Source organism: Caballeronia sordidicola (assembly GCF_001544455.2).
GTDB classification, from domain to species: Bacteria; Pseudomonadota; Gammaproteobacteria; order Burkholderiales; family Burkholderiaceae; genus Caballeronia; species Caballeronia sordidicola.
The window spans coordinates 211,058-236,408 of the sequence record NZ_FCOC02000005.1; the positions used below are offsets into that span (position 1 = coordinate 211,058).

The window sequence follows — 25,351 nt, forward strand, 5'->3', positions numbered from 1 at the left end:
CCAAAATGCCTCAACTGGATTACCAAACTGCGTTTCATCTTGCGCCAGTCGGGCTGGTGTTGTCACGGGAACGGATCATCGAAGACTGCAATGCGCAGCTTTGTGCGATCTTCGGCGTGACGCCGGACGCATTGATCGGGCGGTCGTTCCAGGTGCTGTATCCGTCGCCGGTGGAATTCGAGCGCATCGGCGCGCGCATTTCCGCGTTGATGCAGCGCCAGGGCAGCTACGCGGACGACCGCATCATGAAACGCGCGAACGGGGAATTGTTCTGGTGCCACGTGACGGGGCGCTCGCTGGACTTGAGCGCACCGCATGCCGCGGGCGTCTGGACGTTCGAAGACCTCAGCGCAACGCGGCGAGTCGCGATCGAACTCACGCCGCGCGAGCGCGAGATCGCCGCGCAGCTTGTGACCGGCAAGACCAGCAAGCAGATTGGCCGCGCGCTCGATATCAGCCCGAGAACCGTGGACATCTATCGCGCGAAACTCATGCGCAAATACGATACCGGCAACGCCACCGAACTGCTTCAGCGGCTGCTCGGCGACTGAATTATTTGCGCGGCGCCGCCGTTTCAATGGCCTGGCGCAGCAGGTCGGGAATAGGCACTGACCTGGCCGCGGCGTAATCAACCCACACGCATTTCGCCGTGCCGCGCGCGTACAGCGTGGCGATATCGTCCGCACGATAAAGTTCGAAGCGCGTATCGAAACTGCTGCGGCCTGGCGCGCCCACAAACATGCTGCCGATTACGTCGCCGGGATAATGGAGCTGTTTCAGGAATTCCATGGACGCGTTCACAACTACGGGTCCCTGCCCTTTGGCATTGGCGCCTGCAATATCCAGTTGGCGGAACCACGTGATCCGCACCTCTTCCATGAAGCGGAAATACACCGTGTTGTTGACGTGGCTGAACGCGTCCATGTCGCCCCACCGGATGGGCATGGACAGATCGATAACGCGATGAAAACCGCCCTGCGCCGCGCTGGACGCCTGATCAAGAATCTGGCTCATAAGCCAAACCCGTCGTCGGCGGCGATCACAGAGCCGTTGATGAACTGCGATTCATCCGCTGCCAGCAGCAGCAACAGGCCATCCAGATCTTCAGGCGTTCCCACGCGGCGGCGCGGCAGGATGGACAGCAGTTTCTGCCCCGCTTCGCTCTTCCAGTGATGATGGTTCAATTCGGTATCGATATATCCGGGGCAGATGGCGTTCACATTGATCCCGTGGCGGCCCCATTCCTGAGCCATGGCTTTTGTCATATGAACGACGGCCGCCTTGCTCATGGAATACACGCCAATTTGCGGCAGCGTCTTGAGCCCCGCCATGGACGCGATGTTGATGATCCGGTAGCCCGGCTTCACGGTGCCGTTGCCGCGCATGATCATGCGCTTGGCCACTTCCTGCGCGACGAAAAATGCGCCGCGCGTATTCGTGTCGAACACGAAATCGAAGTCAGAAGGCGTCACGTCCGTCAGTTTTTGCTGCGTCGAAACGCCTGAGTTGTTCACCAGAATATCAATAGTGCCGGCCTCAGTCTCCGCGTGCGCGACAGCAGACTTGATGCTCTGGTAATCGGTGACATCGAGCGACACGACGTGCGCCGCGCCGCCGGACGCCTCGATCTCGGCGCGCAGTTCTTTAAGGCGCTCGGTGCGCCTGCTTGCCAGCACCACGCGGGCGCCCGCCTGCGACAACACCTGCGCGAAGCGCTTGCCCAGTCCGCTGGAAGCGCCGGTGACCAGCGCACATTTGCCTTCCAGATTGATCGAACGGCCCATTGTTTTTCCTTGGTTGAAAGCGATTGAGTTGCCCGGGACCGAGTTGCCCTGCACTCGCGTGTTCTGCTGCCGCGCGTGAAATCTGCGTCAAATCCGCACCGAATCCGGCCAGCCATTCGGCGAGCCAATATGCTATCGTGAAATAACACGATCATGCTAATCGACGGAACGTTAGTTGCGCCATACCTATCGTTCCCTGACAATACGCGATCCCCAAAAAAGCATTCTAACGTTAGACAGGAGCATTGGATGACCCCGGCGAGTCTCATCGAGCAGTACGGTCCCCGTGAATCCATGGAGTACGACGTCGTAATCGTGGGCGGTGGCCCTGCGGGACTTTCTGCGGCCATCCGGTTAAAGCAGCTTGCGCAGGAAAAAGGCGTCGAACTGGGCGTATGCGTGCTGGAGAAAGGCTCTGAGATCGGTGCGCACATCCTCTCTGGCGCGGTCATGGACCCGCGCGGCCTGAGCGAATTGCTGCCCGACTGGAAGACGCAAGGCGCGCCGCTCGATGTGGAAGTGACCGAAGACCGCTTTCTGTTTTTGTCGAAGGACAGTGCGAAACAGGTGCCGAACTGGCTCTTGCCGGACAACTTCAAGAACCATGGCAACTACGTTATTTCGCTTGCCAACGTCACGCGCTGGCTCGGCCAGCAGGCCGAAGCGCTGGGCGTAGAGATCTTCCCGGGCTTTCCTGCCGCCGAAGTGCTTTACACCGAAGACGGCGCGGTTCAGGGCGTCGCGACTGGCAACATGGGCGTGGGCAAGGACGGCGAGCCAACAGCAAACTTCCAGCTCGGCATGGAATTGCACGCCAAATACACGCTTTTTTGCGAAGGCGCGCGCGGCAATCTCGGCCGTCAGTTGATAGACAAGTTCAAGCTTGGCCGCGACGCCGATCCGCAAGTTTATGGCATCGGCATCAAGGAACTGTGGGAGATCGATCCCGCGAAACATAAACCGGGGCTTGTCATTCACACCGCTGGCTGGCCGCTAGAAACCGATACATACGGCGGCTCGTTCCTCTATCACATGGACAACAATCAGGTGGTAGTAGGTTTCGTGGTGGGTCTCGGGTACTCGAATCCGTATCTTTCGCCATTCGAAGAATTCCAGCGATACAAAACCCATCCGGCCATCCGCACCTTCCTGGAAGGAGGCAAGCGCGTGTCGTACGGCGCGCGTGCGATCGTCGCGGGCGGCTTGATGTCACTGCCAAAGCTGGTGTTCAAGGGCGGTGCGTTGGTCGGCGACGACGCCGGTTTCCTGAATGCATCGCGCATCAAGGGCAGCCACGCCGCGATCAAGTCCGGCAAGATGGCGGCCGAAGCGGCGTTCGACGCCGTGCAAGCCGGCCGTCAGGCCGATGAACTGACCGCGTACTCCGAATCCTTCGACAACTCGTGGCTCAAGACCGAGCTTTATCGCGCACGCAACTTCAAGCAGTGGATGAGCAAGGGCCTGTATCTGGGCACGTTCATGGTCGGGCTTGAACAGAAACTGCTGGGCGGCAATGTGCCCTGGACGCTGCACCATCAGCACGCCGATAACGAAACGCTCAAGCCTGCGTCGCAATGCAAGCCGATTGTTTATCCGAAGCCGGACGGCAAGCTGACATTCGACCGGCTGACCTCAGTGTTCATATCGAACACGAATCACGACGAAAACCAGCCGCCGCATTTGACGTTGAAAGACGCATCCGTTCCGGTCGATGTGAATTTGCGGACCTATGCAGGGCCGGAAAGCCGTTATTGCCCGGCACAGGTGTATGAATTCGTGAAAACCGATGACGGCGGCGAACGCCTGCAGATCAACGCGCAAAACTGTGTGCACTGCAAGACATGCGACATCAAGGACCCGACGCAGAACATCGTGTGGGTGCCACCCGAAGGCGGCGGCGGTCCGAACTATCCGAACATGTGATTGTTCGTCCGGGTTGAAGCTTTGATTAAAAATCGCCGGTTCTTTGTTGGAACCGGCGATTTTCATTTGGGGATATGTGCCGCGATATGAGGCGTGGTTGTCTGAACGTCGCCATTTTGCGCGCGATGCCGCAACGCGTGGTCGATCACCACCAGCGCGAGCAGCGCCTCGGCGATAGGCGTTGCGCGAATGCCGACGCACGGATCATGGCGGCCGAAGGTTTCGACGGTGGCCGCGTGACCGGCTTTATCGATGGATTCGCGTGGCGTGCGGATGCTCGACGTCGGCTTGATCGCGATGGAAACCGTAATGTCCTGCCCGCTCGAAATGCCGCCCAAGACGCCGCCAGCATTGTTCGCAGCGAAACCTTCCGGCGTCATTTCGTCGCCGTGGACGCTGCCGCGTTGCGCGACGCTCGCGAATCCCGCGCCAATTTCCACACCTTTCACCGCGTTGATGCCCATCATCGCCTTGGCGATATCAGCGTCGAGCCGGTCATAGAGCGGCTCGCCCAGACCAGCGGGAACGCCCGTCGCAATCACGCCGATACGCGCGCCGATTGAGTCGCCATCCTTGCGCAGCGCGTCCATGTAGTCCTCGAGACGCGGCACGATCTCGGCGTTCGGCGCAAAAAACGGGTTCTCGCGCACGTGCTCCCACGCTACGAAGGGAATCGGGATCTCGCCGAGCGCGCTCATGAACCCACGCGTTTCGATACCGTACCGTTCCCGCAGCCACTTCTTCGCAACCGCGCCAGCCGCCACGGTCGGCGCGGTCAAGCGCGCCGAAGAACGGCCGCCGCCGCGATAATCGCGAATACCGTACTTCTGCCAGTAGGTGTAATCGGCGTGCCCGGGACGAAACGTCTCGGCAATATTGCCGTAATCCTTGCTGCGCTGATCGGTGTTGCGGATCAGCAAGGCGATGGGCGTACCGGTCGTCCTGCCTTCGAACACGCCAGAAAGAATCTCGACCTGATCGGCTTCCTGGCGCTGCGTCACATGCCGCGACGTGCCGGGTTTGCGCCGATCCAGTTCGATCTGGATATCGGCCTCTGTCAGCGCCATTCCCGGCGGGCAGCCGTCGATCACGCAACCGATCGCGGGACCATGCGACTCGCCGAAGTTGGTGACGGTGAAAAGCGTGCCGAGTGTGTTGCCGGACATGAGCGTCGTCCTGAAATGATCTAAAGAGCGGATATTATGCCAGCCGAGCGCCCTTCCAGCCTCGTTCGGCGCCTATTTGCGGACACCGCGCAAGGCCGCGACGAGCTGTTGCAGGTGTTCGGGCGTGGCAGTGGCGGGATCGATCGGCTCGCCGACCGCCAATGTGAGCCGGCTCATTACGCCGCGCTGGATTGGACGCGGCCAGCGCCTGTCTTCGTGACGCGAAAACACGCTGCCCCACAAACCGCGTAGCGCGATAGGCACGACCGGCGCCGAATGCCGCCGCAGAATCTCGCTGATGCCGTGGCGAAAAGGATTCAGATCGCCCGTTCGCGTCAGTTTGCCTTCCGGGAAGATGCATACCAGATCGCCATCGGCGAGCGCGCGGCCGCAGGCATCGTAGGCTTTTTCCAGCAGCATGGGATCCTCGTGGGCCGGCGCGATGGGAATGGCTTTGACGTGGCGAAACAACCATCCAAGCACCGGCGAACGGAAAATCCGATGGTCCATCACGAAACGGATCGGCCGAGGACTTTCCGACATGATCACGATTGCATCGACGAAACTCACATGGTTGCAAACCAGCACGGCCGCTCCGTGCTCGGGAATCCGCTCGGCGTTCACCAGCCTGATCCGGTAGAAGGTATGCACGAGAATCCACGCGAGAAAACGCAGCAGGAATTCCGGCACAAGCGAATAGATGTAGATCGCGACCACGATGTTCAAAAGCGCGGTGGTGAGGAAGAGCCCCGGAATGCCCACGCCCGCTGAAGTCAGCCCCATGGCCATCAGCGCCGACACGATCATGAAAAACGAGTTGAGAATGTTGTTCGCCGCGATGATCCGCGCGCGATGCGTCGGCTGGCTGCGTGCCTGAATCAGCGCGTAGAGCGGAACGCTATAGAACCCGCCGAACATGGCGAGCAGGAACAGGTCGGCAAGAATGCGCCAATGCACGCCAACGCGAAGAAACTCGCCCACGCCGATAAGACCACCAGCCGGCACGATATTGTGACTCGCAAAAAACAGGTCGATTGCAAACACGCTGATACCAATCGATCCAAGCGGAACAAGACCGATCTCGACGCGGCGCTTCGACAGCTTTTCGCACAACAGCGAACCCGTGCCAATGCCAATTGAAAACGTGGCCAGCAGCACGGTGACCACGTCGGGATTCGCCGACAACACGTCCTTGGCGAAATTGAAAAACGACGTAAGAAAAGTCGCGCCGACAAACCACAGCCATGAAATCCCGAGCAGGCTCAGGAATACGGTCCGGTCGCGGCGCGCAAGCGCAAGGTTGCGCCACGTCTCGGTGAAAGGATTCCAGTTGATCTTCAGGTCCGGCTGCAGCGCCTGCGTCTTCGGCACGAAGCTTGACGCCGCGCGGCCAATCAGCGCGACCGCCACGCAACATCCGGCGAGAAGCATTGCGCCGTGCTCCATCCATCCAGCCGCCGCCCCGCCGATGATCGTGCCGATCAGGATTGCCACGAACGTCCCCATTTCGACCAGTCCGTTACCGCCCACGAGTTCGGAAGGTTGCAGATGCTGCGGCAAATAAGCGTACTTCACCGGGCCGAAAACGGTCGAATGGACGCCCATCAGGAACGTGCACAGATAAAGCAGCGGTGCACTGTGCAGGACAAACCCCGCGCCACCGACCAGCATCACGACGATCTCGAAAGACTTCACCAAGCGGGTGAGCGTGGCTTTGTCGTATTTATCGGCGATCTGGCCCGAAGTCGCTGAAAACAGCACGAAAGGCAGGATGAAAATAGCCGATATCAGGAATGCAGCGGTTTTCGGATCGACTCCGGAAAACCGCGCGGCCTGGAACGTTACGAGGGACGTAAAGCCGACCTTGAAGACGTTGTCGTTGAGCGCGCCGAGAAACTGCGTCCAGAAGAACGGCGCGAAACGCCGTTCGCGCAGCAGCCGGAACTGACCGTGACCGCGTGGAGATTTGGCTGTTTTCTCGCGGGCTGGAGCAGGCGATTCGCTCATGGATTCCTGGAGTTGAAGAATGGGATAAAGGAGGCAGCCGCGTAAGCCGCCACCCGTTCGAGGCGAAAAAAATGCGCGCCATTTGGGGCGCGCATCTTGCGGGCGTCAGCTACGTTCGGTCATGCGTTGCGGCCAGGCCAATGAGGCGGACGCCTCGATCAACGCGCTTCTTCCTGCTGTTCCGGCCAGTCGCGGATATAGGCCTTGAGCATCTTGTTCTCGAAACCTTGTTCTTCCACTACGGCCTTTGCGACATCGTAGAAGGAAATCACGCCCATGAGCACGCCTTTTTCCATGACCGGCAAGTAGCGCACGTGATGCTCCAGCATCATGCGGCGTACCTCGTTCACGTCGGTTTCCGGCGTACACGTGATGGGGTGATCGTCCATGACCTTGCGGATGGTGAACGTTCCCACGCTGCCGCCGTTCTTGCTCAGGATCAGGATGATCTCGCGGAACGTCAGCATGCCGGCAAGGTCGCCGTATTCGATGACCACCAGTGAACCAATGTCGTGTGACGCCATTGCGTCAATGGCTTCGCTCAACGGCGTATCGGGCGTTACCGTGAAGAGCGCGTTGCCCTTGACGTTCAAAATGTCGCTGACTCGCATGATTGTCTCCTCGCGAAAAGCCTAACTGTCTGTCGATCCTAGCGGAAAGACGGTTAAAAAGAAAGCGCGCAGGGCGCGCGTATTTCGTCTGTACAAGCATATGGGGCGGGCCTTTACGCCGGGTCAACCCGTAGCTTTGCCGCATTGGAGTGCACGTGTGCGCCCTCTGCGCCGACGCTCACGTCTACCCCAAGTTTGTCTATCCATACCCGATGTTACGATAAATGACTCTTTTCCATGGTAGCCGCCACGATGTCCGCCAACCGCTTCGATACGCTCGTGCTGCACGCGGGCGCCGCGCCCGACCCGACCACCGGCGCCCGCGCCACGCCGATTTACCAAACCACGTCGTTCTCGTTTCGCGACACCGATCACGCCGCCTCGCTCTTCAACATGGAGCGCTCGGGCCACGTCTATTCGCGCATCTCGAATCCGACGGTAGCCGTTTTCGAGGAACGCGTGGCCGCGCTCGAAGGCGGCGCGGGCGCAATCGGCACGGCGAGCGGACAGGCCGCGCTGCACCTCGCGATCGCCACGCTGATGGGCGCGGGCTCGCACGTGGTTGCGTCGAGCGCGCTGTACGGCGGTTCGCACAACCTGTTGCATTACACGCTGCGGCGCTTCGGCATAGACACCACATTCGTGCCGCCGCACGATCCCGATGCCTGGCGAGCCGCGATTCGCCCCAACACGCGCCTGCTGTTCGGCGAGACGCTGGGTAATCCTGGGCTTGATGTCCTCGACATAGAGACCGTCGCTGAAATCGCGCACGCGAATCGCGTACCGCTTCTAGTGGATTCGACCTTCACCACGCCCTATTTGCTGCGTCCGTTCGACCACGGCGCCGACTTCGTATACCACTCCGCGACCAAATTCCTGGGCGGCCATGGCACGACAATAGGTGGCGTACTGGTCGATGGCGGCACGTTCGACTTCACCGCGAGCACGCTTTTCCCCGAGCTCACCGAACCCTACGACGGCTTTCACGGCATGGTCTTCGCAGAAGAAAGCACCATTGCGCCGTTCCTGCTGCGAGCCCGCCGCGAGGGCTTGCGCGATTTCGGTGCGTGCCTGCATCCACAAGCCGCGTGGCAACTGCTGCAGGGCATTGAAACCTTGCCGCTGCGGATGGACCGGCATGTCGCCAATACGCGCAAGGTCGTCGAATTCCTGCTCGCGCATCCGGCAGTGGAAGGCGTGGCGTATCCGGAACTCGAAAGCCATCGCGATCACGCGCTTGCAAAACGGCTGCTGCCACGAGGCGCGGGCGCCGTTTTCAGCTTCGATCTGCGCGGTGACGTGGCGGCGGCGCGCCGCTTCATTGAATCGCTGACACTGTTCTCACACCTTGCCAACGTGGGTGACGCCCGTTCCCTTGTCATCCATCCGGCGTCGACCACGCACTTCCGCATGGACGCCGCCGCCCTCGCCGCGGCAGGAATCGCGCCGGGCCGCATCCGGCTGTCGATCGGCCTGGAAGATCCCGACGATCTCATCGATGACCTTAAGCGCGGCCTCAAGGCATCGCAGAAAGCCGCTCCCAACGCCGCTCAAAAGAGCGAAGGGAGCCGCGCATGATGCTCGAAGTCAGCGGCGCTCCCGCCTATGCATACACCGGCGGCCATGCGTTCGAGGCGGGACGTCCTGTGGCCGTGTTCATACACGGCGCGCAGCATGATCACAGCGTCTGGGCGCTGCAGACGCGTTACTTCGCCCACCATGGCCTGAACGTGCTCGCCGTTGACCTCCCCGGCCACGGCCGCAGCGGCGGCCCGGCCAAGCAAAGTATTCCCGCCCTGGCCGACTGGATCATTGAACTGCTTGACGCCGCAAACGTAAGCAGTGCAATGCTGATCGGCCATAGCATGGGCTCGCTGATTGCCCTCGATACTGCTGCGCGCCATCCGTCGCGCATTACACGTCTCTCGCTTCTCGCTACCGCGTTTCCGATGACCGTTTCGGAGGCGCTCTTGACTGCAGCGCGTGATCGCGAACCCGACGCCATCGACATGGTGAATCAATGGTCGCATTCGTCGATTGCCGCAAAACCTTCAAGCCCGGGCCCGGGCTTCTGGTTGCACGGCTCGAATCAGCGTCTGATGGAGCGCATGGCCGTTCGCGGCGAGCCACAACTCTTTCACACTGACTTCAGCGCCTGCAACGCCTACGCCGATGGTCTGGAACGCGCTGCGGCATTGCAATGCCCGGTGCAAATAGTGACCGGCAAACGCGACGCCATGACGCCTCCCCGCGCCAGCCGCGCACTTTTCGACACAATGAAACACTCGGGCGTACCCGTGGAAACTGTCATGCTCGACGCGGGGCATGCGCTCATGAGCGAACAACCCGATGCAACCCTTGCAGCGCTGTTCAGTTTTGCAACGAGAACCGCATGAAACAAGCTTATCGGGACTTGGTCCGCCGCGCCATCAGCCGAATGGGTAGGGTGCTGAAAACCTTCGGGAATTGCTGGAATCCGGGTTGCGCCGCCACGCCGTTCGCCGGAGAATGAATCTTGCTCGATTCGCTTTACAGGACCCGCCCGGCAAGGAGATTGTCATGGCCCAGACCGCCCATTCTGATCATTTCGCGAGCTTCGCGGAGTTCTATCCGTATTACCTCGAAGAGCACCGCAACGTGGTGTCGCGGCGACTTCATTTCATCGGCTCGCTTGGGGTGATTGGCTGCCTGGCAATGGCCATAGCAACAGGTGATTGGCTATGGCTTCCGGCTGCGGTAATTTGCGGCTATGGCTTCGCTTGGGTCGGCCATTTCTTCTTCGAGAAAAACCGCCCTGCCACGTTTCGCCATCCGCTCTATAGCTTGATGGGCGATTGGGTGATGTTCAAGGACATCTGCATTGGCAGGATTTCGCTTTAGGCAGTCTGACGCGGCATCGAGGCTGCGCTTTCAGCCTGACGCGCGCTGGCTTCCCGTGCAGCGGCGCGCGCGGCCAGCAGCGTAGCGAGCGTGACCTCCATCTTTTCGTTGCTCAGCGCGTTCATCAACGTCGCATTGTCTATGCGCGACGAATCCAGGCGCAACTGATACTCGAGTTCTTCGCGCTGGATCACGAACAAATCGAAGAGGCTCGACACCGTGATTTGCTGCGGACTCGCAATCAGCACGTAACGCGGCACGCGCAGATTCTCGAGCCGCGCAACCCACTCCAGGTCGTCGAGCTTGCGAACGAGCCGCATGGTGGTGTCCATGTCACAGCGCAACATGCGTGCGAGCTCAAGCCCCGTGTAACCGGGCCTACCAGCGTCGCGTGCTTCGGCGAGCCGCGCGAGCAACTCAAGGGCATCGAGGAGGTCGCTGCCGGGAAAATCCGCGCGATGAAACTGACCGATGCGAATGGCCGGCAACGCCGACGTGACCATGGCGCCGATCAGCGTGATCATCCAGCAGATATAAACCCATAACAGGAACACCGGCAACGCCGCAAACGCGCCGTAAACGGCGGTATAGGTAGGAATCCGGCGCACGTAGTATCCAAAACCCCGCTTGGTCAATTCGAACGCAATCGCAGCCACCAGACCGCCGACCAGGGCATCGCGCCATGCCACTTTGCAATTCGGCAGGAACACATAAAGCATCGCAAACGCCAGTACCGTGAATGGCAGCGTGGCGCTCGTCAACGCCCATTCAATGCCCGGCGGCAAAAGATTGTGCGACCCGGCGAACGCGATTGACTGTGCAAACAAATAGGACGACATCGACAAACTCACGCCGAACAGGATCGGCCCAAGCGTGATGATTGCCCAATAGACCAGAATGCGTTGTGCCAGAGGCCGCGATTTACGCACGCGCCAGATCACGTTGAACGCCGATTCGACCGTCATCATGGTCATCACGGATGTCACGAACAAGATGATCATGCCGACCGTGGTCAACCCTTTCGCTTTCGATGCAAACTGGTTCAGGTACTTGAAGATCTGGCTATTGATCTGCGAAGGCATCAGGTGCGACGCAAGAAAATCCTGCAACGACATCTGGAATGACGCGAAGATCGGGAACGCCGTGAACAACGCGAACGCGACAGTTGCGAGCGGCACGAGCGACAACACGGTGGTGAATGTCAGGCTGCCGGCCACCTGCGCAACGCGATCCTCACCCGTTCGACGCGCGACGAACCCGGCGAGGCGCTTTGTGGTGTCGAGATCGATGGGAAACTTCAACAAGAAACTCTCTCCTCATTTGTTACAACGAGTCCACGATACGATTCTCCCGGCGGCAAGCCCTCGCCAAAAGCACGTTCGCGCACCCGATCCTTATAATACCCGTTCACCGAAAAGGCCCATGAACGACATTCTCGTGCTCTATTACAGCCGCAACGGCGCCACCCGCGAACTCGCCCAGGCGATTGCACAAGGCGTCGACAGCGTGCCCGGCATGCAGGCGCGCGTGCGCACCGTGCCGCCCGTATCCACAGTCTGCGAAGCAACGCAGCCCGACATTCCCGCAGACGGTCCCCCGTACGCAGAAGTGCGGGACCTTGAGGAATGCGCCGGACTTGCGCTGGGTTCGCCAACGCGCTTCGGCAACATGGCCGCGCCGCTGAAGTATTTCCTTGACGGCACCTCGCCACAATGGCTTTCCGGCGCGCTTGCCGGCAAGCCGGCAAGCGTCTTCACCTCCACAGGCAGCCTGCACGGTGGTCAGGAAAGCACACTGCTTTCCATGATGCTGCCCTTGCTTCACCACGGCATGCTGATTGTGGGGATCCCGTACACGGAGCCAAAGCTGACCACTACGCAGACCGGCGGCACGCCTTATGGCGCGTCTCATTTCGCACGTTCGGAAACGGCCGACAGCGGAATTTCCGCCGATGAAAAAACACTGGCGATTGCTCTCGGCGCGCGCCTGGCCTTTACCGCGTCACAACTTCAGCGCAGCGCGTGATGACCCAAACGTCTGCCAATGCCGGTCTCGCGCGCGGCGCGCTATTGAGCCTGATCGCGCTCATTGCGTTGGCGCTGCTGTGGGAGCTATGGCTTGCGCCCCTGCGTCCCGGCGGCTCCGCGCTTGCGCTCAAGGCTATACCGCTTGCGTTCGCGCTCCGGGGCACATTCAGGCGCAACATCTACACGTTGCAATGGGCGTCAATGCTGGTCCTGCTCTACCTCGCCGAAGGCATTGTCCGCGGCATGACGGACGGTGGTTTATCGGCTCGGCTTGGCTGGTTTGAAGCCTTGCTTGCACTCGTGTACTTCGTCTGCGCGCTTGCCTTTGTCGCGCCGTTCAAGCGCGCCGCCCGCACGGCGAAACGGGAAAACGCGGCTGCGGCAGCGCCGTCTGCTGGCGGCCAGAATCGTTTGTAGCATGGAATCGCCGTCGTGACGCAGACCTATGCCATTCGGTCAGGTTTCGCGCAGGCCGCAATCAGGCAATACTGTGTCAACGCCTGCCGCACACGCCAAAGCCAACGGATCAACCTCATTCATGACCGCATCCAACACCCGTTCGAAGTACTTTGTAGAAGCCTGCATCGAGGCGCTCGGCGCCGCCAATGTACTCACTGCCTCGCACGATACCGCGCCTTTTCTCACTGACTGGCGCAAGCGCTATCGCGGTGAAACGTGCGCCGTGCTTCTTCCCGGCGACACGCAACAGGTTGCCCGAGCCGTGCGGCTTGCGCGCGAGCATCGTGTTCCGATCGTGCCGCAAGGCGGCAACACCGGGCATTCGGGAGGCGCCACGCCTGACGCCAGCGGCGCGCAAGTCGTCATCAGCTTGCGCAGGATGAATCGAATCCGCGCTATCGACACAATCAACAACACCATCACCGTGGAGGCCGGCGCAATCCTCGCAGATATCCAAACGCGTGCCGAACAGGAGCAGCGGCTTTTCGCGCTCAGTCTCGCGGCCGAAGGCAGTTGCACGATTGGCGGCAATCTGTCGACGAACGCGGGCGGGACCGCCGTGCTGCGCTATGGCAACACCCGCGAGTTGTGTCTTGGACTGGAAGTAGTCACGCCGCAAGGCGATGTCTGGGACGGTTTGCGCGGACTTCGCAAGGACAATACGGGTTACGATCTGCGCGATCTTTATATTGGCGCGGAGGGAACGCTCGGCATCATTACCGCCGCCGTAATGAAGCTGCACCCGGCACCGGTTGCCCGCGTCACGGCGCTTGCCGCGCTCAAGTCCCCTCAAGCCGCGCTCGATTTTTTCGCCACCGCGCAACGTCATGCAGGGCCGTTGCTGACTGGCTTCGAGCTGATGTCCGACTTTTCACTGCATCTGGTGACTACGCACTTTCCACAGATGCGCTATCCGTTCTCTGCAAGACATGGCCAGACGGTGCTGCTCGAATTATCGGACAATGAAAGCGAAGCCCACGGCCGCGCCCTCTTTGGGCGGCTGATGGAACAGGCAATGGAGCAAGGTCTGGTTGAAGACGCGGTGGTCGCGGATAGCTTGTCGCAAACTAAAGCTTTCTGGAACCTGCGGGAACACATTCCCCTCGCGCAGGCGCAAGAAGGACTCAACATCAAGCACGATATTTCGGTGCCTATTTCAAGCATCGGAGATTTCATCGCTCAAACCGATGCGCTAATTGCCCAAGCCATTCCGGGCGTGCGCATGGTGACCTTCGGGCATCTCGGCGACGGAAATCTGCACTACAACGTGCAGGCTGCAGAAGGTGTCGATCCACAAGGCTTTCTCGCGGAATATCAGGCGAGCGTGAACGCGCTTGTCTATGAACAGGTGAATGCGTTTCACGGCAGCATCAGCGCCGAACATGGATTGGGGCAATTGAAAGTGTCTGAGGCAATGCACTATAAATCCCCGGTGGAAATACGGCTGATGCGCGCAATCAAGACTGCACTCGACCCGGAAAACCTGATGAATCCGGCCAAGGTATTGCCGGATGCCCGCGTGTCATGAAGGTATCCAGGAGAAAACCGCTGTGAAGATACGCGTTCTGTCAGACCTGCACCTCGAGCACGATGAACCGCTCGCCATCCCGTATGCGCAGGCCGATCTCGTTGTGCTCGCCGGCGATATCCACAACCATGCGGAGGGCTTGCGCTGGGCAGCGGAAAACTTTGGTCCCGACGTACCAGTGATTTACGTTCCAGGCAATCACGAGTACTACGACGGTGAATTCGGCGCGCTCGAAAGCTCGATGAGAGACGCCGCGAACAGCCTGCCCAATGTGCACTTCCTCAACAACAGCGCATTGATCGACCGGCATGGCAAATGGCGCGTGCTCGGCACCACGCTCTGGACGGATTTTGCGTTGTATGGATCGAGCGAGGAAGCGGTGCGCATATCCATGCAGGAAGCCGAAAGAGTAATGCTCGATTTCAGAGGCGTGATTCAGGTTGCATGGCCGGAACCTGAAGATGAGCCACGATCCTTCACGGCGGCCGATTCACTGGCGCTGCACGGTCAGGCGCGCGCGTGGCTGCAGGAGGAACTCGCCAAGCCTTTCGATGGCAAGACGATTGTTGTCACCCATCACGCGCCGCTCAGGGACAGTCTGGCTGAGAAATATGCGACGGACAGGGTATCGGCGTCATTTGTCAGCGACCTGCCCTCGCTCGTACGGGAGCCCGTCGCGCTGTGGGTGCATGGCCACACGCATGCGGCATTCGACTACGTGGTGGAGGGAACGAGAGTGGTCTGCAATCCGCGAGGATATCGGGACCGGCGCACGGGTGCGCCCGAAAATCCATCGTTTGAATGGGACAAGGTGGTCGAGATTTGATCGGGACGCGCTGCACTTTGCGAACGCAGTGCGACCGGCTTACGGTAAGCCTGCCTTTGCGCTTCAAAGAAACGCAAAAAAACGCCTCGTTGAATGAAGCGTTCCCAATCAAAACAAAAGACCGACGAATCGGTCTTTAGGTCCTAACGGTCGTGGGACCGACGGTTTTTGCGTTCGTCGATGCGAATCGGGATAAGACGAGCACGCTTTGCGTTCTCACGGGCGTTACGCAGCAGTTCACGGGTGGCGGGCACAGCGATCAAACCCAGCAGTGCGTAGATAGCGAACATCAGCGGCGTATTCATAACCTTCCTCGGACAGTGTCGAAAACCGGTAAAAGTGAATCAGTGAAGCTAAAACCAGCCCTTAAGCTATCAAGATGAGGCTGAAATAGAAGTAAGCAAGTGTTGCAGCGCGATAAACCCGCCCCGAAATCCTATTCTCCTGCTCATAAGCTTACGCCGCTACGAATTCTTTTAGCAAATTTTCGTCGGCAGCGAGTGCGCCGGGCAACTCATTGCGCAAAAAATCGACCCAAGTGCGGATTTTTGCATCCAGATACTGTCGCGACGGGTAAAGCGCGAACACATTGAACAGTTGCATGGTGTATTCGGGCAGTACGCGCACAATCGTTCCAGCGCGCAACGCGGGCAAAGCGGACGACGTGGGCAAGACGCCCACCCCCATGCCTTCGCTGATCGCCACCGTCATGGCTTCGGCGACATTCACCGTGAACGGTGTCGGGCCGAGATTGACGCTTTCCGGACCGTTGGGGCCGTCAAAGGTCCATCGTGTTGGCGGAAATGCAGGCGTGACAAGCTGCAGACAGGTGTGCTGATTGAGATCGGCCACCGACTGCGGCACGCCATGCGCCTCGATATACGCCGGCGACGCACATGCAATCGTGAACACGCTGCCAAGGCGCTGCGACACCAGCCCTGAATCCGGGAGATCGCTGCCAAGCACGATTGAGACATCGAAACCCTCATCCAGCAGGTCTGGCACGCGCGAGGCCAGCGTCAGATCGACCTGCACCGATGGATGCAGCTTCTGATACCGCGAAATCATCGGCACGATGTAATGCTGGCCAATGCCCGCCATGGCGTGCATCTTCAGTTTGCCTGCCGGTTTGGCGTGGGCATCCCCCGCTTCGGCCTCCGCCTGATCGACATACGCCAGAATCTGCTCGCAGCGCTGCAAATAGCGCTCCCCTGCCTCCGTGAGCGCGATCCGGCGCGTGGTCCTGTTGAGCAAACGGGTACGTAAATGAGCCTCGAGGTCCGACACGGCGCGAGACGCATACGCCGTTGTCGTGTTCAGTTGATTGGCCGCCGCGGTAAAGCTGCCAGCCTCCACCACCCGCGAAAACATTCGCATGTTCTGAAGCGTATCCATAGCTTCGATTCTCTTTCAGGTAATACGTCATTGTTGCGCGATCGGCAACTGTAATTACATCAGATTCGGTAAAGATGCTTTACATCTTTACGGGTTTTTCCATAATCACGGCAAAAATACAATCCAGCACACGTGTCTCAACCCGTTTGAGAAATAATTTTGCCAGACCGGATGCTGAAAACGACCATCGTCCCGATGGTTCTTACATTTATTTTAACAATAGCAGGCTGCGCGAGCACCAGGAACGTCGGTCCCGAAGATGCGCTGAAGGAACCTTCGTCGGTCGAAGCGGGGGTCACGCTGCGCGCGGCGAATGCCGATGCCGGGTGGCCCACGGCCGAGTGGTGGCGCGGTTACGAAGACCCGCAGCTCGATGCGTGGATAGAGCGCGCACACGCCGGCAGTCCATCGCTTGCGTTGGCCGCCGCGCGGGTGCGCGAGGCGCGCTCGCTGGCGGGCGTCGCGGAATCGGCGCTTTCGCCGCAGGTCGACGGGTCCCTGTCGATCAATCGCAAGCGCTGGCCCGAAAACGCCTATTACGGCCCGGGCAAGTTCAACGACGTCACGACCTGGAACGACACAGGCGCGCTGCAGCTCTCGTATAACCTCGATGTGTGGGGCCGCGACCGGAACTCGGCGGAACGTGCGCTCGACGCCGCGCATGCCCGCGCCGCCGATGCGCGCGCCGCGCAGCTCGAACTCGAAGCGAATGTAGTGCGGGCGTATATCGGGTTATCGCAGGGATTTGCGTTGCGCGACATCGCCCAGTCGACGCTCGAGCAGCAGCAGAAGATTGCCGCGCGGGCGCGCAGGCGGCTGCAGGGCGGCATTGGCACGCAGCTCGAAGTCGCGCAGGCGGAAGCATCGCTGCCCGATTACGAGCGTCAGCTCGAAACCTACGACGAAGCCATCGCGCTCTCGCGCAACCAGCTTGCAGCGCTTGCCGGCGCGGGCCCGGGCGCTGGCGATTCAATCACGCGCCCCGTGTTATCGCTCGCGACGCCGCTCGGATTGCCGTCGGCGGTGCCGGCCGAATTGATCGGCCGCCGTCCGGACGTGGTCGCCGCGCGCTGGACGGTTGCGGCGCAGGCGCGCGGTATCGATGTAGCGAAAGCGCAGTTCTATCCGAACATCAATTTGATGGCGTCGCTCTCGCAAATGTCGGCGGGCGGCGCACTGCTCACCTTTCTGACGGGCAACGGCAGCGGCTGGAGTGCGGGTCCGGCCATGACGTTGCCAATCTTCGAAGGTGGCCGCCTGCGCGCGCAACTCGGGGCGGCATCGGCGCAATACGATCAAGCCGTGGACCAGTACAACGCAACGCTGGTAGGCGCATTGCGGGAAATCGCCGATCAGGTCGTGCGCCTGCAATCGCTCGACCGGCAACTCGACGCCGCCAGCCGCTCGGTCGCCGCCGCGCAAAAAAGCTATCGCCTGGCCGACGAAGGCTACAAGCGCGGCCTGACCGACTACCTCAACGTGCTTGTGGCGCAGACGCAGTTGCTGCGCGCGCAGGACGGCGAGGCGCGCGTGCGGGCGGACCGGTTGGCCGTGTACGCGACTTTTTCGGCCGCGCTGGGCGGCGGTATCGATAGTTCCAGCGACAGTCCCGATGAAGCCGGTATGCATCCCGCCGCGCACATCGGCCCCTTTACAGCGCGCATGGAAACCAGGAGCCAATGAGCGTGTCCACGCCCGCTTCCACACTCAAGCCGCCGCCATCCTTCCTCGCCGACTGGATGCGCACGGAAGGCGTTGCGTGGCTCTTCATCTTCAAGGCCGTGTTCGCCGCGCTATTGACGCTCTGGATCGCCATGCGGCTCGATCTGCCGCAACCGCGCACCGCGATGACCACGGTCTTCGTGGTGATGCAGCCGCAAAGCGGCATGGTGCTGGCCAAAAGCTTCTACCGGTTTTGCGGAACGCTGGTGGGCTTGATCGTGATGCTGGTCCTGATTAGCCTCTTCTCGCAGCAACCGGTGATGTTTTTATCGGCGACGGCGCTTTGGGTCGGCATTTGCACGGCCGGCGCGGCGCGCAACCGCAACTTCCGTTCGTATGGGTTCGTCTTGTCGGGTTATACGGCGGCGCTCATTGGCGTGCCCGCTGCACAGCACGCCGATACCGCGTTCCTGAGCGCGATGACGCGCGTTGCGGAAGTGTCGCTCGGCATTGTCTGTGCGGGCGCGGTCAGCGCGCTGGTGTTTCCGAGCCACGCAGGCGTCCAGGTGCGAGCGACCGTGCGGCGCCGTTTCAGCGGGTTCGTGGATTACGTATCGAAGGCGCTCGGGGGCACCATAGAACGGTCGCAGATCGAGCGTATCAACGCGGCGTTTGTTGCGGATATCGTCGGGCTGGAGGCGCAGCGCAGTGTCGCCGTGTTCGAAGATCCCGACACCCGCATGCGCAGCGGCCGGGTCGCGCGCCTGAACGCCGAGTTCATGAGCGCTTCCACGCGGCTTCACGCGCTGCACCAGTTGATGAATCGCCTGCGCCTGGAACACGCAAGCTTGACAGTCGAAGCGCTGGAGCCGTATTTCCGCGAAGTGTCGCCGTTGTTGACCGCCGAAGGCGCGCCGGTGAACAACGCCGCAGACGCCGTCCACGCCGCAGCACAACTCGACGCGTTCAAGGCGGCGCTGCCCAAGCGCATCCGCGCCACGCGCGCAAAGCTCGATCCTGCAGCCAATCTTCTTGAATTCGATACCGCCGCCGAACTGTTGTATCGGTTCGTCGACGACCTGCATGCCTACGCGCAAACCTACGCGTCGCTCGCCGTGCCGTCGCATGAGCGCGAGCATGGCATCACGCGCTATGTGCCGAAAACCAGCCTGCTCGCCGCGAGCGTGTCCGGTGTGCGGGCGTTTATCGTGATCATGGTCCTGAGCGGTTTCTGGATCGTGTCCGCGTGGCCGAGCGGCGGCACCGCCGTGCTCGATGCGGCGGCGGTGGTGGCGTTGGCATCGTCGTCACCAAGGCCGACACAGATGGCCTTCCAGATGGCCGGCGGCACGACGCTCGCGGCCATTGCGGGAATGATCGTGGTATTCGCGCTGTATCCGCTCATGGACGGCTTCGTGCTGATGTCCGCCGCGCTCGTGCCGTTCCTGATGCTCGGCGTCTTCCTTATGACGCGGCGTGGAATGCTGGGCTACGGCGTGGGCTATTGCATCTTCTTTTGTTTTCTCGCGGGTCCTGACAACGTCATCCACTATGACCCGTCGGGTTTTATCAATGACGCAATCGCGCTTGTCATCTCCATGCTTGCCTGCGCCGTGGCGTTCGCCGTGCTGCTGCCGACCAACGCGCCGTGGCTGCGCCGCTTGCTGCTGCGCGAGTTGCGCCTGCAAGTGGTGACGGCAAGCAAGGCACGTTTGAACGGCCTGGCGATGCGTTTCGAAAGCGGCGCGCGCGATCTGCTTTCACAACTGGATGCCCTCGCCGCCGGCGACGAAGCGTTGCAGCGCGATGCATTGCGCTGGCTCTTCGCGGTGCTTGAAGTGGGTCATGCCGTGATCGACTTGCGTACGGAGCTTGAACGAGCGGACGGCGCATCGATCAGGCAGGCGCTCGATCACGTCGCTCGTCTCTTCGATCATCCGTCGCCTCGGCATTTTCAGATGGCGTTATTGGCGACATCGAGCGCCATAGACAATCTGCGCGCGCTGCTCGATACCGAATGTCAATCGCGCGACGAACGCCATCGCTTGCAGCGGATGTCGAGCCATCTGCATTTCATCCGCACTGCGTTGCTCGACCCGCAATCGCCGATGGCTTCGCTGGGCGAACATATAGGAGCGTCGCATGCCGCGTGATATCGCAATCCTCGATGCCTACGTGCCTGCGATCCTGCTGTTGTTTATCGCGGGCGGTGTTGTCACATGGTTCATCGACCGGCTGCTTGCGTTGACGGGTTTGTACCGCGTGGTCTGGCATCCGTCGCTGTTTCGCGCGTGCCTGCTCGTATGCGTGTGCGGACTGTTGGGACTTTCGGTGTACCGATAATTGAAGGACAAAAACGGCATCATGATCATCAGGAAAATTTTCGGCATCGTCATGACGGCGCTTATCTTTGGCGCCGCGATATTGATCGGGCGCGTGCTCTGGGTCCATTACATGGATCAGCCATGGACGCGCGATGGTCGCGTGCGCGCCGACGTAATCAACGTCGCGCCCGATGTATCCGGCGCAGTGGTCGAGATGCCGGTGATCGATAACCAGTTCGTCCACAAGGGCGACCTGCTCATGCAGATCGATCCGGCGCACTACAGGATCGCCGTCGAGCAGGCGAAGGCGAACGTGGCCGCTCGCAACGCGGAGCTGCGCATGCGCCGCGACGACGCCGCGCGCCGGGCTGACATGGACAACGAAGTGGTATCGAAGGAGTCGCGCGACAACGCCACGCAGGCTGCCTCCGGCGCGGCCGCAAACTTGCAGCAGGCGCAAGCCGCGCTCGATGCCGCCGAGCTCAACCTCGAACGCACCAAGGTGTTCGCGCCGGTCGACGGCTACGTGACGAACCTCAACACGCATCGCGGCGACTATGCAACGGCGGGTTCGGCGAAGCTCGCCATCGTCGATAGTCATTCGTTCTGGGTCTACGGATATTTCGAGGAAACGAAGTTGCCGCATGTGCGGGTGGGCGACAAAGCCGAAATGCGGCTGATGAGCGGCGGCGTGTTGAAAGGCCACGTACAAAGCATTTCTCGCGGCATTTATGATCGGGACAATCCCGAAAGCCGCGAACTGCTCGCCGATGTAAACCCGACCTTCAACTGGGTCCGGCTCGCGCAACGCGTGCCGGTGCGCATACGCATTGATGAAGTGCCGCAAGGCCTGATACTCGCCGCCGGAACGACGTGCACGGTGACGGTCACGCCTTCGAGTTGAGCGCGCTAGGCCAGCGCTTTAAAGGTCTCGTCCGTTGTATCGATCACCATCAGGCCGGCTCGCAAACCTGGCTTCACCGTCGGATTCGGAAACACGATCCGCTCTTCGTCGCGCGTGACTTCGTAGCGGTAATCGCCATCTTCGGCCAGCACCGTACCGCGCGTGAACGGAGTGAAGTTCGCTACGTCGCCGGCAACATGAAGCTTGAGCGCCTCGCTCTGCTTGGTGATCTGCCCGATCACAGTGAACACCGTCAGCGTATCGCCCGGCTTCGCCAACGGCGCAGTGGCTGCGATCAAGCGGCGCAACGCTGCATCGGATGCCGCGAAGCGCGTCAGGTCGTTATGCCCGAACGGACGCACTTTGCCGAGTTCAAGCGTGCATGCGAGCGCGCCTGATTGCTCCGCAGTGAAATGCGTAAACGTGTTGGACTTTTCCTTGTGCAAAAGTACCGCCGACAAACCCGCGTCCCGCAGCCAGTCGAACATCGCTCGCGACAATGGCGCGCCCGCGTAAGGCAAGAGCGCGAACTGCTCGAACATCGACGGACGAATGGCCGTGTGCATGTCGATGTGCCACTTCGCGTGCGTGGGATCGGCTGCGGCAAAGAACGTCCGCGTCACGTCCTCCAGTTGCGCCGCACGCGGCGACTCGTGGCTCGCAGCAAGCGTCAGGTGACGTCCGTTGAAGAGCCGGTTCAGGTCGTCATCGCGATAACGGCACGCAGCACGCATTGCGTCGATATTGCCGAAGATCACAAGCAGGCGGCTTTTCAACAGCGCCTGACCGTTGGCAATATCCGCCACGAGCAAGGACAGCATTTCGATGGGCGCGGTTTCGTCGCCGTGAATTCCCGCCGACGCCACCACGCTCTGATGGACTTGCTCCGGCGGCTCAAAGGAAACAATGCCGTCGCCGAGCCAGGTCCACTTCACGCCATTGGGCAACGCGCCTTCCGTGAGCGCGGGCTTTTTTCCATCGATGACAAAGTCGAGAAAGTTCCTGAACATGGTGGTCTCAGCGCTGGAAATCGTACAGTGTACCCAGCTTGAGAATACCGGTCAGCGCGTCAAGGGCCGCGTGCGATTCATCGAGCAATTTCGGATCGGCGAGATCAGCAGGCGCAACACGATCACGATAAAACCTGTCGATCCACGCGTCGAGTTGCGCGAAGAGCGTGTCGTTCATCCAGACGCCCGGATTCACCGCGGCGCGCTCGGTGTCGTTAAGCACCACGCGCAGTCGCAAACAAGCGGGACCGCCGCCGTTCTTCATGCTTTCGCGCAGGTCGAAGACGAGCACGTCATCAATCGATGTGTGCCGCTCGCCCAGGGAATCGAGGTATTTTGCAACACGTGCGTTTTCGCGGCATTCCTGCGGCACGACGAGTACCTGGCGGCCATCGGGACGTGTGAGCAACTGGCTGTTGAAGAGGTACGACGAAACGGCATCGGCCACGCTGACTGCTTCTTCGGGCACTTCGATTGCGGTGAACGCACCGCCGTGCGCGCCGAGCTTCGCGCGAAGCTGGTCGTACACCTTCGCCTGATCGAGGAACGCGCGTTGATGGCAGAACAACGTGTTGCGGTTTCCCACCGCAATCACGTCGTTGTGGAATACGCCTGCGTCGATCACGTCGGGAAGCTGTTGCGCGAACACCGTGGCGTCGTCCGAGAGGCCATGCAGGCGCGCGACGGCGCGGCTGGCCTCGAGAGTCTGGCGCGCGGGATAGCGCTTTGGCTGCGCCGCATCCTGACTGTATTCGCTGCGTCCATACACAAAAAATTCGACACCCTTCTCGCCGTATTCATTGCAAAAGCGCGTGTGATTCGCCGCGCCTTCGTCGCCTAAAGCGGGTGTGCCGGGCAATGCGTGATGAATGTGAAAACGCGATTCATCGGCGAAAATGGCCGCGAGCGAACGCCGCGTTTCTTCGTGCTCGATCGCGCGATGCAGCTTCGTGCTGAGGTTCGCCGGCGTGAAATGCACGCGGCCGTCATTCGTATCCGCCGATGGGCTGACGGTCGCCGCGTTCGCGGTCCACATGGCGGATGCCGAACTCGCCGCCGCGAGCAACTCGGGCGCTTCGCGCGACGCACGTTCGATCACGTCGACGTCCGTGCCCGTGAAACCAAGGTTGCGCAACAATTTCAGCGACGGCCGTTCGAGCGGCGGCAGCACGCCTTGATAAAAACCAAGATCGGCCAGACGCTTCATCTTGCGCAAGCCCTGCTTCGCGGCCGCCTTGGGATTCGCCGCTGATTTCTCGTTGTTGCGCGACGCGACATTGCCGAACGACAACCCCGCGTAGTTGTGTGTCGGGCCGACCAGCCCGTCGAAGTTCGCTTCGAATGCTTGCATCGTGAATCCTCAGAACTGAAGGCCGGGCGAAACGCTCGCGGGCATGAGCAATTGGGTGCTTTCGACGGATGCCATTGGGTACGAGCAATAATCCGCCGCATAGAACGCGCTTGGACGCTGGTTGCCCGACCGCCCAATCCCGCCAAACGGCGCCGCCGACGAAGCGCCGTTAGTCGGCCGGTTCCAGTTCACTATTCCCGCGCGAATGGCGTGCTGGAAGCGCGTCCACGCGGCTGCGCTGTCGGCCAGCAAACCCGCGGACAAACCGTAGGCCGTGTCGTTCGCGCGTTCGATAGCCTGATCGAACGTGGCATAACGCGTGAGCTGAAGCATCGGCCCGAAATGTTCTTCGTCGGGCACGTTTTGCGCGTTCGTGACGTCGATGATCGCCGGCGTGACAAAGCCCAGTTCCTTTGATTGTTGCTTCATTTCAAGTAACGGCGCGCCGCCTGCTTCAATCAATTGCGTCTGCGCCTGCATGAGCTTTAACGCTGCGCGCGCCGAAATCACCGCGCCCATGAACGGTTGCGGTTCGGCGTCGAAGGCGCCGGTCCTGATCTTCGATGCGACCTCGATCAGGCGCTGCGTGAAACGCTCGCCGAACGCGTTATCGGGAACCAGCAGACGGCGCGCGCACGTGCACCGTTGCCCGGCCGAAAGATACGCTGACTGGATCGTGTGATGCACTGCGGCGTCCATATCCTCGACCTCGGCCACGACCAACGGATTGTTGCCGCCCATTTCGAGCGCAAGAACGATCTCGGGGCGGCCACCAAATTGCCGATGCAATAATGTTCCGGTATCCGAACTACCGGTAAAGAACAGGCCATCAATCTGCCGATGATTGGCGAGCGCAATGCCGGTGTCCTTCTCCCCTTGAAGCAGATTCAGCACGCCCGCAGGCAAGCCGGCCTGCATCCACAACTCCACGGTGAGGGCGGCCACGGCTGGCGCGAACTCCGAAGGCTTGAACACGACCGCATTGCCCGCAATCAACGCCGGGACGATATGCCCGTTCGGCAAATGACCGGGGAAATTGTACGGTCCGAACACCGCCACGACACCATGCGGCCGATGCCGCAATACCGCGACGCCATCGGCCATGTCCTGCCGTTTTTCACCGGTACGCTCGTGATATGACTTCACCGAAATATCGATCTTGGCGGCCATGGTCGCGACTTCCGTGCGCGCTTCCCACAAGGGCTTGCCCGTTTCATGGCCAATGGTATGGGCCAGCGTTTCCTTGTTCTCGTTCAGCAGCACGGCAAAGCGGCGCGTGATCGCGATGCGTTCGTCGAGCGTCAAGGCAGACCATGAAACAAACGCGCGTCGCGCTGCAAGCACGGCGCGATCGACGTCTTGCGCGGACGCGCTCGCCCCTTCCCAAACCACTTCGCCATTGCCCGGATTACGCGATGCAAACGGCGCGCCGCCGCCATCGCTCCACGCGCCATCGATAAACAATTGAGTCGAAATCCTGGTCATGTTCATGTC

The 25,351-nt window shown here is 60.7% G+C and carries 24 protein-coding genes; 13 read left to right on the top strand and 11 right to left on the bottom strand.

Features of this window, described 5'->3' with window-relative positions; genetic code table 11:
* The first annotated feature begins 5 nt into the window (after positions 1 to 5).
* On the top strand, positions 6 to 551 hold the full coding sequence (locus AWB64_RS11845; RefSeq protein ID WP_060819062.1) for a LuxR C-terminal-related transcriptional regulator: 546 nt from the start codon (positions 6 to 8) through the stop codon (positions 549 to 551).
* 1 nt (position 552) lies between these two features.
* Here AWB64_RS11845 and AWB64_RS11850 read toward each other — a convergent pair whose 3' ends face one another.
* Positions 553 to 1,014, bottom strand: a complete 462-nt coding sequence (locus AWB64_RS11850; protein WP_060819064.1) for an acyl-CoA thioesterase — start codon at positions 1,012 to 1,014, stop codon at positions 553 to 555.
* Entirely contained in the window at positions 1,011 to 1,784 is a 774-nt protein-coding gene (locus AWB64_RS11855) for an SDR family oxidoreductase (RefSeq protein WP_060819066.1), read from the bottom strand. The genes AWB64_RS11850 and AWB64_RS11855 overlap by 4 nt, the downstream gene beginning before the upstream one ends.
* 249 nt (positions 1,785 to 2,033) lie before the next feature.
* Between AWB64_RS11855 and AWB64_RS11860 the strand changes: the two genes are divergently transcribed.
* On the top strand, positions 2,034 to 3,707 hold the full coding sequence (locus tag AWB64_RS11860) for an electron transfer flavoprotein-ubiquinone oxidoreductase (RefSeq protein ID WP_060819068.1): 1,674 nt from the start codon (positions 2,034 to 2,036) through the stop codon (positions 3,705 to 3,707).
* A gap of 62 nt (positions 3,708 to 3,769) precedes the next feature.
* On the opposite strand, the gene aroC is transcribed toward AWB64_RS11860, so the two are convergent.
* The 3 genes from aroC to AWB64_RS11875 form a co-directional block, all read right to left on the bottom strand.
* Complete coding sequence (gene aroC, locus AWB64_RS11865; protein ID WP_060819070.1) at positions 3,770 to 4,873, bottom strand: chorismate synthase; 1,104 nt, start codon at positions 4,871 to 4,873, stop codon at positions 3,770 to 3,772.
* Between the two features lie 72 nt (positions 4,874 to 4,945).
* The gene (locus AWB64_RS11870) at positions 4,946 to 6,880 is read right to left on the bottom strand and encodes an MFS transporter (protein WP_060819072.1); all 1,935 of its coding nucleotides are present in this window, start codon (positions 6,878 to 6,880) and stop codon (positions 4,946 to 4,948) included.
* A 158-nt stretch (positions 6,881 to 7,038) separates the two neighbouring features.
* The gene (locus AWB64_RS11875; protein ID WP_056364222.1) at positions 7,039 to 7,491 is read right to left on the bottom strand and encodes a CBS domain-containing protein; all 453 of its coding nucleotides are present in this window, start codon (positions 7,489 to 7,491) and stop codon (positions 7,039 to 7,041) included.
* 252 nt (positions 7,492 to 7,743) lie between these two features.
* On the opposite strand from AWB64_RS11875, the gene AWB64_RS11880 reads away from it, so the two are divergent.
* From AWB64_RS11880 to AWB64_RS11890, 3 genes are all read left to right on the top strand, one after another.
* On the top strand, positions 7,744 to 9,069 hold the full coding sequence (locus tag AWB64_RS11880; protein WP_060819259.1) for an O-acetylhomoserine aminocarboxypropyltransferase: 1,326 nt from the start codon (positions 7,744 to 7,746) through the stop codon (positions 9,067 to 9,069).
* Positions 9,066 to 9,887 (top strand): alpha/beta fold hydrolase, encoded by an 822-nt coding sequence (locus AWB64_RS11885; protein ID WP_060819073.1) that lies wholly within the window; start codon positions 9,066 to 9,068, stop codon positions 9,885 to 9,887. The genes AWB64_RS11880 and AWB64_RS11885 overlap by 4 nt, the downstream gene beginning before the upstream one ends.
* A gap of 163 nt (positions 9,888 to 10,050) precedes the next feature.
* Positions 10,051 to 10,371: an Mpo1-like protein gene (locus AWB64_RS11890; RefSeq protein ID WP_060819075.1), complete on the top strand. Its 321-nt coding sequence runs from the start codon at positions 10,051 to 10,053 to the stop codon at positions 10,369 to 10,371.
* On the opposite strand, the gene AWB64_RS11895 is transcribed toward AWB64_RS11890, so the two are convergent.
* Positions 10,368 to 11,675 carry a YihY family inner membrane protein gene (locus AWB64_RS11895; RefSeq protein WP_060819077.1) on the bottom strand — a complete coding sequence of 436 codons (1,308 nt, stop codon included), beginning with the start codon at positions 11,673 to 11,675 and terminating at the stop codon, positions 10,368 to 10,370. The two genes, AWB64_RS11890 and AWB64_RS11895, sit on opposite strands and share 4 nt — an antisense overlap.
* Before the next feature lie 118 nt (positions 11,676 to 11,793).
* Between AWB64_RS11895 and wrbA the strand changes: the two genes are divergently transcribed.
* From wrbA to AWB64_RS11915, 4 genes are all read left to right on the top strand, one after another.
* Positions 11,794 to 12,396 (top strand): NAD(P)H:quinone oxidoreductase, encoded by a 603-nt coding sequence (wrbA, locus tag AWB64_RS11900; RefSeq protein WP_060819079.1) that lies wholly within the window; start codon positions 11,794 to 11,796, stop codon positions 12,394 to 12,396.
* A complete protein-coding gene (locus AWB64_RS11905) occupies positions 12,396 to 12,815 on the top strand; it encodes a DUF2069 domain-containing protein (RefSeq protein ID WP_060819081.1) in 420 nt (139 codons plus the stop codon). The genes wrbA and AWB64_RS11905 overlap by 1 nt, the downstream gene beginning before the upstream one ends.
* A 121-nt stretch (positions 12,816 to 12,936) precedes the next feature.
* Complete coding sequence (locus AWB64_RS11910) at positions 12,937 to 14,385, top strand: FAD-binding oxidoreductase (protein WP_060819260.1); 1,449 nt, start codon at positions 12,937 to 12,939, stop codon at positions 14,383 to 14,385.
* Between the two features lie 22 nt (positions 14,386 to 14,407).
* Positions 14,408 to 15,211, top strand: coding sequence for a metallophosphoesterase (locus tag AWB64_RS11915; RefSeq protein WP_060819262.1), 804 nt, complete (start codon positions 14,408 to 14,410; stop codon positions 15,209 to 15,211).
* Between the two features lie 143 nt (positions 15,212 to 15,354).
* On the opposite strand, the gene AWB64_RS31920 is transcribed toward AWB64_RS11915, so the two are convergent.
* Positions 15,355 to 15,516, bottom strand: coding sequence for a hypothetical protein (locus AWB64_RS31920; RefSeq protein WP_167353916.1), 162 nt, complete (start codon positions 15,514 to 15,516; stop codon positions 15,355 to 15,357).
* A 151-nt stretch (positions 15,517 to 15,667) separates the two neighbouring features.
* On the bottom strand, positions 15,668 to 16,606 hold the full coding sequence (locus AWB64_RS11920) for a LysR family transcriptional regulator (RefSeq protein ID WP_060819082.1): 939 nt from the start codon (positions 16,604 to 16,606) through the stop codon (positions 15,668 to 15,670).
* Between the two features lie 195 nt (positions 16,607 to 16,801).
* Between AWB64_RS11920 and AWB64_RS11925 the strand changes: the two genes are divergently transcribed.
* The 4 genes from AWB64_RS11925 to AWB64_RS11940 are packed head-to-tail and all read left to right on the top strand — an operon-like array spanning position 16,802 to position 21,496.
* Positions 16,802 to 18,289, top strand: a complete 1,488-nt coding sequence (locus tag AWB64_RS11925) for an efflux transporter outer membrane subunit (RefSeq protein WP_244164039.1) — start codon at positions 16,802 to 16,804, stop codon at positions 18,287 to 18,289.
* Positions 18,286 to 20,421 carry an FUSC family protein gene (locus tag AWB64_RS11930; RefSeq protein ID WP_082850451.1) on the top strand — a complete coding sequence of 712 codons (2,136 nt, stop codon included), beginning with the start codon at positions 18,286 to 18,288 and terminating at the stop codon, positions 20,419 to 20,421. Before AWB64_RS11925 ends, AWB64_RS11930 begins: the two co-directional genes overlap by 4 nt.
* On the top strand, positions 20,411 to 20,611 hold the full coding sequence (locus AWB64_RS11935; protein ID WP_060819086.1) for a DUF1656 domain-containing protein: 201 nt from the start codon (positions 20,411 to 20,413) through the stop codon (positions 20,609 to 20,611). Before AWB64_RS11930 ends, AWB64_RS11935 begins: the two co-directional genes overlap by 11 nt.
* A 21-nt stretch (positions 20,612 to 20,632) precedes the next feature.
* Positions 20,633 to 21,496, top strand: a complete 864-nt coding sequence (locus AWB64_RS11940; protein WP_060819265.1) for an efflux RND transporter periplasmic adaptor subunit — start codon at positions 20,633 to 20,635, stop codon at positions 21,494 to 21,496.
* A 5-nt stretch (positions 21,497 to 21,501) separates the two neighbouring features.
* Here the strand turns inward: AWB64_RS11940 and astE are convergent, their stop codons facing one another.
* Genes astE through astD form a run of 3 tightly spaced genes read right to left on the bottom strand, consistent with a single transcriptional unit; the run spans position 21,502 to position 25,342 of the window.
* Positions 21,502 to 22,506: a succinylglutamate desuccinylase gene (astE, locus tag AWB64_RS11945; protein WP_060819088.1), complete on the bottom strand. Its 1,005-nt coding sequence runs from the start codon at positions 22,504 to 22,506 to the stop codon at positions 21,502 to 21,504.
* Positions 22,507 to 22,513: 7 nt separating this feature from the next.
* Positions 22,514 to 23,857: an N-succinylarginine dihydrolase gene (gene astB, locus AWB64_RS11950; RefSeq protein ID WP_060819090.1), complete on the bottom strand. Its 1,344-nt coding sequence runs from the start codon at positions 23,855 to 23,857 to the stop codon at positions 22,514 to 22,516.
* 9 nt (positions 23,858 to 23,866) lie between these two features.
* A complete protein-coding gene (gene astD / locus AWB64_RS11955; protein WP_060819266.1) occupies positions 23,867 to 25,342 on the bottom strand; it encodes a succinylglutamate-semialdehyde dehydrogenase in 1,476 nt (491 codons plus the stop codon).
* Positions 25,343 to 25,351: the final 9 nt, after the last annotated feature.